12 protein-coding genes are annotated in these 11,269 nt (G+C 39.0%); 10 read left to right on the top strand and 2 right to left on the bottom strand.

What is annotated here, in order from left to right; genetic code table 11:
• The 10 genes from I6F45_RS17375 to I6F45_RS17420 form a co-directional block, all read left to right on the top strand.
• Positions 1 to 1,382, top strand: a 1,382-nt coding sequence (locus tag I6F45_RS17375) for a transposase (protein ID WP_197161367.1), incomplete at its 5' end; no start/stop codon positions are given.
• Positions 1,383 to 1,602: 220 nt separating this feature from the next.
• Positions 1,603 to 1,959 carry a hypothetical protein gene (locus I6F45_RS17380; protein ID WP_197161370.1) on the top strand — a complete coding sequence of 119 codons (357 nt, stop codon included), beginning with the start codon at positions 1,603 to 1,605 and terminating at the stop codon, positions 1,957 to 1,959.
• A gap of 223 nt (positions 1,960 to 2,182) precedes the next feature.
• Positions 2,183 to 2,812, top strand: coding sequence for a hypothetical protein (locus I6F45_RS17385; RefSeq protein ID WP_197161375.1), 630 nt, complete (start codon positions 2,183 to 2,185; stop codon positions 2,810 to 2,812).
• A 599-nt stretch (positions 2,813 to 3,411) separates the two neighbouring features.
• Positions 3,412 to 4,137, top strand: coding sequence for a hypothetical protein (locus tag I6F45_RS17390; protein ID WP_039488371.1), 726 nt, complete (start codon positions 3,412 to 3,414; stop codon positions 4,135 to 4,137).
• A gap of 121 nt (positions 4,138 to 4,258) precedes the next feature.
• Positions 4,259 to 4,576: a hypothetical protein gene (locus tag I6F45_RS17395; RefSeq protein WP_197161378.1), complete on the top strand. Its 318-nt coding sequence runs from the start codon at positions 4,259 to 4,261 to the stop codon at positions 4,574 to 4,576.
• Positions 4,577 to 4,834: 258 nt separating this feature from the next.
• Positions 4,835 to 5,374: a hypothetical protein gene (locus I6F45_RS17400; RefSeq protein WP_197161380.1), complete on the top strand. Its 540-nt coding sequence runs from the start codon at positions 4,835 to 4,837 to the stop codon at positions 5,372 to 5,374.
• Between the two features lie 502 nt (positions 5,375 to 5,876).
• A complete protein-coding gene (locus I6F45_RS17405; RefSeq protein WP_197161382.1) occupies positions 5,877 to 7,415 on the top strand; it encodes a glucan biosynthesis protein in 1,539 nt (512 codons plus the stop codon).
• A 236-nt stretch (positions 7,416 to 7,651) separates the two neighbouring features.
• Positions 7,652 to 8,014: a 2OG-Fe(II) oxygenase gene (locus I6F45_RS17410; RefSeq protein WP_197161384.1), complete on the top strand. Its 363-nt coding sequence runs from the start codon at positions 7,652 to 7,654 to the stop codon at positions 8,012 to 8,014.
• Complete coding sequence (locus I6F45_RS17415; protein WP_197161386.1) at positions 8,008 to 8,256, top strand: DUF1272 domain-containing protein; 249 nt, start codon at positions 8,008 to 8,010, stop codon at positions 8,254 to 8,256. The genes I6F45_RS17410 and I6F45_RS17415 overlap by 7 nt, the downstream gene beginning before the upstream one ends.
• 44 nt (positions 8,257 to 8,300) lie before the next feature.
• Entirely contained in the window at positions 8,301 to 8,603 is a 303-nt protein-coding gene (locus I6F45_RS17420) for a hypothetical protein (RefSeq protein ID WP_096794347.1), read from the top strand.
• A gap of 138 nt (positions 8,604 to 8,741) precedes the next feature.
• Here the strand turns inward: I6F45_RS17420 and I6F45_RS17425 are convergent, their stop codons facing one another.
• Positions 8,742 to 10,025: an allantoate amidohydrolase gene (locus I6F45_RS17425; protein WP_197161387.1), complete on the bottom strand. Its 1,284-nt coding sequence runs from the start codon at positions 10,023 to 10,025 to the stop codon at positions 8,742 to 8,744.
• Positions 10,026 to 10,039: 14 nt separating this feature from the next.
• Positions 10,040 to 11,269 (bottom strand): pyridoxal-phosphate-dependent aminotransferase family protein, encoded by a 1,230-nt coding sequence (locus I6F45_RS17430; protein ID WP_165735574.1) that lies wholly within the window; start codon positions 11,267 to 11,269, stop codon positions 10,040 to 10,042.

The raw sequence follows: 11,269 nt of genomic DNA on the forward strand, positions 1-11,269 counted from the left end.
AAACGGGCGCGGCGGCGTATCCACCTTCGGTAATGCTAAAGATTATTTTACTGGGCTATGCACATGGTTTGATCAGTAGCCGTCGAATTGCTAAAGCGTGTGAGACGAACATTTTATTTATGAGTGTGTCGGGAGATATCCAGCCGCATTACGCATCAATAGCAGGCTTCGTTGCTAAAATGCATGAACAGATTGAGCCGATTTTTACGCAAGTGCTGATGATATGTGATGAGGAAGACTTGATAGGCCGCAACATGTTTGCCATTGATGGGTGTAAATTAAAGTCCAATGCGAGTAAAGAGTGGAGTGGCACATTCGATGAGTTAGGTCGCAAAAAAGCAAAACTAGAACGCGCAAGCAAACGTATTATTGAACGCCACCAATCACAAGATGGACTGGGCGAAGAATTGATAACTCAGGATTTAAAACAAAAAGAAAAGCTAGATAAAAGTGCAGATAAAATCACCGAGTTTTTAGCCACTCACGAAGAGAAAACAGGCAGTAAAGGCAAGCCTGTTAAAAGTAATATCACTGATCCAGATAGTGCAAAAATGACGACCTCAAAAGGCACAATCCAAGGTTACAACGGCATCGCGATAAACGATGATAAACACCAAATTATCCTGCAAGCACAAGCGTGGGGCTCAGTAGGCGAGCAACAAACTTTACAGCCAGCCGTTGCACAATTAAAACAGCAACTCGCTAAACTCAATACAGAAAAAATGGAAGATGAGCATACCATCAAATTCACCGCAGACAGTGGGTTTAACAGCGAAGTAAATCTTGAATTTATGGCGCAAAGTGGGTTCGATACCTACATTGCGGACAACCAATTTAGAAAACGAAATCCATTGTTTAAAGCCAGCGAAACATACGAAACAGAGCAAGAAAAGCGCCGACTAAAACGCAGCAAAGGCAAGCCACGATTATTTACCTCAGATGATTTTCATTATAATGAAGCAACCCAAATTTGCCGCTGCCCCGCAGGCAATGCAATGTGGCGAAGCGGGATAAATGTAAAAAGTCACAATCAGCAATACACGCGATTCTGTGGTTATTTAAAAGACTGTAAAACGTGCCCGCTACAGCAGCAATGCATGCGAAAGCCACCCATTAAAACGGGGCGACAAGTACAGTTTATAAATAATGAATCACGCAAAAAGCTGAGCTATGTAGACAAAATGAAAGTAAAAATAGACAGCCCCATAGGTCGACGACAATATAGCAAACGACTCGGGTGTATTGAGCCAGTGTTCGGGAACATTACAGTGAATAAAGGCATGAATAAATTGACCTTACGGGGTCAAACGAAAGTGAATGCGCAATGGCAACTGTATTGTCTTGTTCATAATATAGAAAAGCTGCAAAACACGATGCATTAAGAAGGGTAAGCGCTTTTACCCTAAATAAAAGCCACTCAAGTACCCGTAATCCCGTCCAAAACGCCAATTAAAACAACACCAAACTCCCACTTTATATTCTGCATAAAATACAGTAATCGATTGAACCAAAATAGGAACTCAGCTATGGTTTGTTTATCAATAAAAATAAATAAAAAAACGAGTTAATCTACAGGCTCGTTAGCTGTCTATGAGGATTCGGGTGAAAGCATTACTAGCACTAATTATATTATCTTCTATTGGAGCATATGTTCCTTACGCTCAAGCTCAAGATGTTAATGTTGAACTTATTCCACCTGAATTTACTCTTTGTGGAAAAGTCATCACTCGCAAAGATGCTGAGTACGTTGAAATTAGAAATTGGTTAAGTGAAAATAAAAGGGGCTGGGACATTGATTGGAATACACCAATTGCTGGTTTATTATATTCATATCCTTCTTATTCAATAGTCGTTTTTCCTACTGGTGTTCATGTCGGTTATAAAACGGACAATGGATTTACAAGGTTAATAAAGTCTAAAAAGCATAACCTTAAAACGTCATGTGAAAGCGTCAGCTAACAAGCCATTCAAAAGGACAAAAAACAGCTTGCTGCCCTTCGTTCCTCAGGCATTATAGCAAGCTGTTTTTTGCCTCTTAATGGGGCGTTGAGGCTGTAGAATTACTCTTTCTAGGAACGTATTCTACTATTTTCAATTGATTGCTTTTTAACCTTGAATCCATTCATTCGCTGTGATCTAATAGATATTATTCACCCACGGTAAANAATTTTAAGGGACTATTGTGCAAACTGATGATGTTATAAAATTAGCAGAAAAATTAATTCAAATATCCAATACTATCGGTGAAAAAGATTACGTTAAATTTAAAGGGATATATGCAAGAGTTTCTGATTTTTTAGTTAAATTTGCAGGAGCAAAAAGCCCTTTTTTAACTGCTATATCTTCTATGCCAACTGATAAAGCCAGAGCAGGTCAATACCTTTCTGAAATTTTACGCTCATTTATAGATCATCTTGACGATGGACTTGTTGGAGGGCTTAGCCCAAGAAGACAAGCTGAAATTGATGTGACTTCAGACTTTCTTGATCAAGCACAAGGATTATTACGTTCTAATAAAGTTCACCCCGCTGCTCCAACTATATTGATAGGAGCATCTTTGGAGGAGTTTCTTAGAAACTGGGTAGAAGACAAAGAACTATCATTGGGGCCAAAAAAGGCAAGCCTTGATTCTTACGCTACCACTTTACGTGCTGAAGAATTAATAACTAAACAGGATATGAAAGATATAGCTTCTTGGGGAGGAATGAGAAATCATGCAGCTCATGGTGAATGGGAAGAGCTTGGTGGTACAGCAAGGGTTAAATTAATGCTGGAAGGTGTTAATTTATTCATGAGAAAGTATGGTGAATAAAAAATACTAACAAGCGCCTAAACTCCGGTATTGATTAGTTGTCACAGTTTTGGCAAATAACGAAAATAACGAAAATAACGCAAAAAGCCATGCCAGGAAGTTAAGATGACACCCATTCAAAATTTTACGTCAATTATCAATGATAGCAGTGAGTTAGGTTACATCCATGAAAGTGCATCACGCAAAAAGCTGAGCTATATTGACAAGATGAAAATAAAAATAGATAGCCTGATAGGCGAGAACAATTTTTATTAAAAAATGGTAAACAACTCGGCTTCATTGAGCCTAATTTCCTTTAAAATAAAAGCGGAATATTACCAACGTTATGATGATCCCCAACTGCTAGGTTTTTTCTGCTGCATCGCTTATTTTAACAAATATACTTTGCCCACCAGAGTAAAAAAACACCTACACCAAATTTCCAGTAATTCCTTGCAAAATGCTAATTAAAACAACATCAAACCCTTTTATATTCTGCGTAAAAATACAGTAATCGATTGAACCAAAATAGGAACTCAGCTATGGTTTGTTTATCAATAAAAATAAATAAAAAAACGAGTTAATCTACAGGCTCGTTGGTACTAAAGGAGTATCTAGCATTGGATGATCTAATAACAAAAATCAAAAGTGTCCCTAACGAAATTTGGTGGAGAACACTTTCGTATATTATTTCCGCTTTTTTCCTTGTACCAAATATTACGATGATCATGTTTCTAATTTACATGGGAGAATATGACTTTTTCTCTTACGACTTCTTTACGGAGGGTGTATTTGGAATGAAATTGTTTTTCGTAACTACTGCTTTTTTCTTACTTATTAGTTCATTAGCAATATTTAGCCCTGTCTTATTGATTGTTGGAAAAGTTAAGAAAAAGAAAATCGATAAACAACTAATTGCCCTGAGTATTTTATTTACTTTAATTACTTGGTCGATCCTTATCTTAGAGTTTATTTCTGGTGCTGATACTGCTCGGATTTTCTTTGTATTAGGTATGTGTGCGGTTATTATTACTCATATTTCAGTGCTAATTTACTTCAAGGCTAAGGCACAATTTATCAGTTTAGGAGCTATTACTTTTTGTATAGTTTTTATGTCTTTTAATTGGTCTGCTCAATCCTCCAAAGTAATTTCAATTGGCTTACAGGCATTTGGCGTTGGTGGTGATTTATCAATAACAATAACTAATGCTCAATCTGGAGTTAAAACTAAAGGGAAACTAAAATTAATATCCCCAAAATTTATATACTTTACGCCTTCAACCGAAAAGGGCGTTGCTAGTTATTCTTTATCAAATGTAGGCTATTATGTTGTGGATAAAAAGTAGCTCTAACAAGTCGTAAAGCAGAACAAAAAAAATCTGGTTTTTACTGCTATGTCGCTTACTTTAGCAAATATATTTTGCCTATTTAAGGCAGCACTAGATATAAAAATACAAGGAAGCATGATTGAATTATTTAAATTGGTTACAAAAGACATACCCAGAGCTAAATGAGATATCAAATGAAACTATTAACTCTCATATCAACAAAGCAAAGTCTGATACAGAGCTTTTTAGGGAATTCATTAAAGTACTAGGTAGCTTATTTTTTATTATCCCGTTTAACTTATACCTTTATATTTCGGGTATTCAGGAATCTAACAGCTCTTTATATTGGTTGTTGGTTGTGGCTTCAATTGCTGTTGGTGGTTTTATCGGGCTTTATTGCGAGCAAAAGGTCATTAAAAAACGTCTTAAAAAAATAATACAGTTAAAGGCGTTTTGAATGACTAATGATGAAGGGCAGTTAGGGTGACCTTATTCTAACCGTTACGGAAATTATCAATTATAGAATGGTAAACAACTTGGCTTTATTAAGCCTGATTCTCTTTAAAATAAAAAGCGGAATATTACGGTCAATAAATGCATGGGTAAATTGATTTTAAGTTGATAGGAACTCAGCTATGGTTTGTTTATCAATAAAAAATAAAAAACGAGTTAATCTACAGGCTAATTATACGTATCTCAGATTATGGAGAATCTTTTGAATCTTAAAATTAAAACATCTAAAGCCGACTATGACGCTTTTTACGCTCACACAGCATCTAAGGTGTTGAAATCCTATACATGGATACCCATGCTTAAAAATGTGTGTCTTTGGTTGGTGCTAACTTTTAGTTTTATGTCCTTCTTTCAGTTTCAGTCTGGCGGAATAGAAAATAAGTTGTTCTTTTCTGTTTTCACATTATCCATTTTATTTTTTATTTACGTCGCTCTCAGTAAATTTATGGAAGTGAAAATTGCACAATGTTTTACACCAAATGAAAATGGAATAATGATTGGTCCTAAAGAGTTTGAAATAAGCGCTGATGGTATAAAAGAAATCCACCAATATGGTTATAACTTTTATGACTGGGATGTTGTAGAGCATATCGAAGAAGTTAATGGTTCAATCTATGTATATGTTGATAAAGTACTTGCCATAATTTTCAACCCTGAGTCGTTGAAACCTGATAAATGTAGAGAAGATCTTTTAGCTACGATGAACAAACACGTAACAACACGCCCTGAGGTGGACGACTAGTCAAATTTAGCTATTAATTGCAAATTTTAAAAGTGGTGAGCCTCTTTGTTTTTCAACACTTAAATGTAATCCTTATCAATTTAAATACCACAGTTCTATATAGGCTTACCCTTCACTTTTTACTGCTTATAATACGCTTTAGCCCAAATCAACTATGTAACTACAACGAATAGAAAAACCAGCCACTCTACAAGTATTTGCCTTGGAATAGTGGGCAACTAAAATCTAAATATATCCATACCTCTTGACGGCTTCGTCCAATAAACTGCGCTATTTCCGTTTATTTTCACTTCAGCGATATCATTAAACGCGCGCAATCGCCCTTAAAATTAATTCCCGTAAAAACAAATTAATTATGGGAGGTCCTGTAGTCAAATAACAATACCTTAGTAAACGCTAGTTCATATTACGTCACGTAATATCCAGACAGAACTTTAAGTTAAACATACGTTCGTGCAGCGTTCCCATTTTTATTTGACTCAATTTATTGGACATTCTTTTTATGAAATTAAAGTTATTTATCGCAATTATTTTTAGCACTTCGATGTCGTCTTACGCGACAGAAGCATTAGATAAAACGGAGTTTTCATTCGAAGACTTAAAAGCACTGGCAAAAGCCTCAGCCGAAAAGCCCTATACGGCAACCAAGGTTCCAGCGCCGGAGTTAATCGATAAAATTACGTATGACGAACACTGGAAAATACGCTTTAAAGAAGATGAAACCTTATACCCAAGTGGAAAAAAGGCGCCCGTACAATTATTTTACCCTGGCAGATATTTTCCAGAGCCTGTAAGTATTTACATCAGAGACGATAAAAATCAGGTTCAAAATGTACCTTTTAGTAATGACGTTTTTGATATGCCTGACGATAGCCCAGCTCACGACCTCCGTGAAGGATTTGGATTTGCAGGCTTTAGAATAATGCGCCCAGATATGAAACCAGATTGGATATCGTTTTTAGGTGCGTCTTATTTTCGTACGGATGGGCCACAAGGGCAATATGGACTGTCGGCCCGAGGTATTGCAATTAATACGGGCATGAACCAACCCGAAGAGTTTCCGCGCTTTTCTGCATTTTGGATTGGCCCCGCAGAGAAAAAAGGTGAAAGTGTGTCTGTTTGGGCATTGCTTGAAGGGCCTTCTATCACTGGTGCTTATCGATTTGGTTTAAGCAAAGATAACAAAGAAGCTAAAGGCCATATTACCTCTGTAACGGCTAATTTGTATATGCGCGCCGATGTTGAACGCTTAGGCGTAGCACCGTTAACCAGTATGTATTGGTACTCACAAAAAGATAAAACAGAAGCTAAAGATTGGCGCCCAGAAATTCACGACAGCGATGGCCTGGCGATTCACACAGGATCGGGTCAATACATTTGGCGCCCATTAAATAATCCTCAGTCGGTGTCGACCAATAGCTTTATTGATGAGAACCCAAAAGGGTTTGGTTTAATCCAAAGAGACCGTGACTTTAATAACTACCAAGACGACGGCGTATTTTACAATAAGCGTTCATCAGCGTGGATCAAACCTACTGACGATTGGGGGAAAGGGGCAGTTCAGTTAATCGAGATTCCAACAAAAGATGAAACGTTTGACAATATTGTTGCCTATTGGGTGCCTGAAAAAGAGGCGCGCAAAGGTGATGAGTTTACCTTTTCTTATGATATTGAGTGGCGTCCACTCGATCCAAAATCAAAAACGCTTGCAAGCGTTGTAAATACTCGCCAAGGCTTAGGCGGAATTCCCGGCCAGCCAATTCCTGAAGGCGTTAACAAAATGGTGATTGATTTTGAAGGTCCAGCATTTAAAGACTTAGATAACAAAAGTGGTATAAAGCCGATTGTTGAAGCCAGCAACGGTGAAATACTAGAACCTATTGGGGTTTATCCGGTAGTTGGTACAAACCAATGGCGATTAGCGTTTGACTACAAACAAGCTAACAATAATCCGGTAAACATACGCGCGTATTTAGTTGATAAAAATGATGAAGCTATAACTGAGACATGGGTAAGTGATGCAAAGGTAACTATTAAATAAGACCTTAAATAAGCATTAAAGTAAAACGGGTGGCTATATTTTGATTTTCTTGTCAATTATAGCCACCATAATGTCTTTTAAAACGCCAATCAAAACAACATTAAAACTCCCTTTTATATCCCACGTAAAATACAGTAAACGATTGAATCAAAATATGAACTCGGCTATGGTTTGTTTATCAATAAAAATAAAAAAACGAGTTAACTTACTGTTTGTTAGCTGTTTCGAGGGATTGTATGTTTTTTTTGAGTAAATTATTTTGTTGGGAGCGAGGTAGGCAAAAATCAGGCTACGATAAAATGTTGATTTGTGGTGCTACGTGGCCAATTAAATTTGATACATATTTGCTTAAATTCCCACAAGGAAGTGAAATAGCACCACACACAGACAAAATTGAATCTGGTAAACACTATCGATTGAATATAGTGCTTAAAAAAGCAGATTTGGGTGGTGAGTTTATTTGTAGTAATCCGATATTTGAAACAAAGCGGGTTAAGCTATTCCGCCCTGATGTAAGTGAGCATCAGGTATCAAAAGTTATAAAAGGTAATAGATATTTACTCAGTATTGGGTGGATAAGAAGGAGCTCTAAGTGTTAGATTTAAGACCTAATTGTGAATGTTGTGATAAGAATCTACCTGCACAGTCCAGTGAGGCTTTTATTTGTTCATTTGAATGCACGTTTTGTTCTGGTTGTGCTCAAACGCTGTTAAATAACGTGTGCCCAAACTGCTCAGGTAATTTGGTTCAGCGGCCAATTCGCCCTTTGGCTGCACTAAAAAATTACCCAGCATCGACTAAGTTGGTATTAAACGAAAGTGGTTGTGCGCCAAACATATAAGAACATAAAGTATAATAATTACATTTTCTGGGTATGGAGATCTGATGAGAAAATCCTTTGAATTTACTGTTAAGTCAATCAAAGTTAAAATAATTAACGCTTGGTTTAGTGGTGCTAAATTATATGTGAATGGTGACTTACGAGATACTGACAAAACTTTGTTCGCTTTTAGGAATAATACTTTACTATCTGCAAATTTAGGTGAGTTGGGTGTTCTAGAAATCAAGCCATTATCGGGTTTAATTACCGTTGAAATGGATGCATATTTGGTCAATGGTACAAACATTCAACATGTATATAGCTCACATAAACGCCTTAGCCTAAAAGAGCAAAGGGCAGCTCGATAAAGCTACTTTAAATAACGTATATTCCTGCGTTTTCCTGCATTTACCTGCCTTCAGTAATAACCTCCAAATGACTTTGAGGAGGTTTAAGCCCCTAAGCATACCAAGTTAATCTATTTGGTTTACTCGATTACCTTAAAATCACTCACACTCTTTCACATAAAGTAAAAGCGCGCTGTACATTACACTGAGTGCCTTTGTTACATCGCTGTCGATAACGGCTTCTGCTGGGTGATGGCTTATACCGCCAGGGCTGCGTATAAACAACATGCCAACGGGACAAATTGGAGCGATTGCCATTGCATCGTGCCCTGCGCCTGAGGCAAGTGAAGGCGATGCTTGGTTGTTGAGTTTACATGCGCTTGTAAATAAATGTTGAATAGTGGTGTCGCACGCAACGGCATCTGCTGCATGCGTCCATTGCCAATCGAGTGTTAAATTGCGTTTGCTTGCTATAGATTGAGCGCTGCTTTGTATGGCGCTTAGTAAGTTAGCGAGATCGGTGTCGCTCTGTGCGCGTGCATCTAGGCTTATGGTTGTTTTACCTGCAATCACGTTTGTTGCACCGGGGCGAGATTGTATTTGCCCTACGGTGGCAACTTCGCCATTACTCGCGTTTTTTGCTAGCTGCTCTATGGCAAGAGTAAGTTCGGCGCAGCCTGCTAACGAATCCTGTCTCAAGTTCATTGGCGTTGTACCCGCATGACCACTTTGCCCTGTTAGGGTAAGCATAGCGCGTTTAGCACCTGCTATAGCCGTTACTACTCCGAGCGCCTGATTAACCGATTCGAGCACCGGACCTTGTTCAATATGAGTTTCCCAGTAACCTAGTAATTCGTTTTTGTTTAGTGCGGCCTTTGCGTAGTCATTAGGATTTAAGTCAAAATCGAGCATGGCTTGGCGCATAGTTATGCCGTTTGTGTCTTCAATGTTTAGCCACTGTGGGTTAAATTCGTTAGCGAGGGCTTTTGAGCCAATTAAAGTTGTGGCAAAGCGGGTGCCTTCTTCATCGCAAAAGCCCACTACATCTAAATGAAAGGGTAGGTCGAGCTTTAACTTATTTGCAAGCGCTGCAATTTCTATCCCCAGTAGTACACCTAAAATACCATCAAACGCACCTGCGTTTGGTACTGTGTCGAGGTGCGATCCTATAATTAAACGTTTAGCATGTGGGTTTGATGATTTAAGTCTTCCCCAAAGGTTGCCCACTTCGTCTTGCCACGATTGCATGCCTGCCTCAACCATCCACGATGCAGTAACGTCGTTACACTCTTTGTGCTCTTTTGATAAGTACACGCGGTGAATGCCGCCTTGCATTTGCGATAGTGCGCTGAGAGTTTTACAGCGAGATAAAGCGCGTGTTGCGTATTCATCAGCAAGTTCTTTGTTTAACAAAGGCTTTAAAAGGGGGCTTACAATCGTCATGCTAAATCCTTTTTTTATTTATAGTGAGCAAGGGCTGCAATGGCGGCTTCGCCTTTAGGGCCTTTGTAACCGTTGGCATGTAAGCAAGCGTCTAAACTTGCAAGTGTTTGTAGTACGGTATCTTTTCGGGCGTTGTAGCCCATAGTGCCAATACGCCAAATTTTGCCATGCAGCGGTCCAAACGAGGTGCCAATTTCTATTCCAAAATCGGTTAGCATTTGCCCTCGTACGTGATCGGCATTAATGCCCTCAGGTATATAAACGCCCAGTACGTTGTTCATTTTATGCGTTAAATCGCCAAATACGTTTAAGCCCAACGCTTGAATACCTGTTAGCATGGCATCGCCGTGTAATTTGTGACGCGCTACGCAGTTATCCACGCCTTCTTCAATGACTATGCGGGCGCATTCTGAGGCGCAATACAACATGCTGGTGGCTTCGGTATGATGATTTAGGCGCTCCTCGCCCCAGTAATTCATTATCATGCCTAAATCAAAGTAGTTTGAGCGTACAAATGGCTCTGTGCCGTCGGTATGATCGGCTGTGCGAATACCTGCTTCTACTTTTTTACGTTTTTGGATCCACTCGGCGCATTTGTCGCTAAGGGTTAATGGTGCTGAGCCAGACGGTCCGCCTAAACATTTTTGCAGACCAACAGAAAGTGCATCGAGTTTCCATTCATCGGCAGGAAGTTCGTTACCCACAATAGATGCGGTGGCATCGCAATAAAATAGTACATCGTGCTTTTGGCAAATATCGCCAATATGCTCAAGAGGTTGGTTCATGGTGGTCGATGTATCGCCTTGTACCATGGCAAGTACATGGGGTTTTACATCAACAATGGCTTTTTCGATTTGCTCTGGCGTAAACACTTCGCCCCACGGTACTTCTATTGTGTGCACCTTTGCACCAACGCGTTCTGCAATTTCAGCCAGTAAATGCCCAAAACGCCCCATAATTGGCACCAATACTTTATCGCCTGGGCGCAAAATAGAGCACAGTACGGCTTCAATCCCTGCGCGCGATGTGCCATCTATTAGCATGGTCCATTCGTTTTTGGTTTTAAAAATTTCGCGATAGCGCGCCATGGTTTCGTTCATAAAGCCGGTCATTACTGGGTCGTACTGACCTATAAGCTGCGCCGACATAGCACGTAAAACACGGGGATCTGCATTAATAGGACCTGGTCCCATTAATAAACGCTGTGGTGGGTTTAAGGTTTGAACTTGCGTGTTATTAAACAT

The sequence above is a fragment of the Pseudoalteromonas sp. SWYJZ19 genome (assembly GCF_015864375.1).
Lineage (GTDB): Bacteria > Pseudomonadota > Gammaproteobacteria > Enterobacterales > Alteromonadaceae > Pseudoalteromonas > Pseudoalteromonas arctica.

Excerpts from the sequence above, each read along its gene's own strand:
- I6F45_RS17410 (WP_197161384.1), top strand. The coding sequence starts at position 7,652 with ATGTTTTTTTTGAGTAAATTATTTTGTTGGGAGCGAGGTAGGCAAAAA.
- I6F45_RS17425 (WP_197161387.1), bottom strand. The coding sequence starts at position 10,025 with ATGACGATTGTAAGCCCCCTTTTAAAGCCTTTGTTAAACAAAGAACTT.
- I6F45_RS17430 (WP_165735574.1), bottom strand. The coding sequence starts at position 11,269 with ATGTTTAATAACACGCAAGTTCAAACCTTAAACCCACCACAGCGTTTA.
- I6F45_RS17405 (WP_197161382.1), top strand. The coding sequence starts at position 5,877 with ATGAAATTAAAGTTATTTATCGCAATTATTTTTAGCACTTCGATGTCG.
- I6F45_RS17420 (WP_096794347.1), top strand. The coding sequence starts at position 8,301 with ATGAGAAAATCCTTTGAATTTACTGTTAAGTCAATCAAAGTTAAAATA.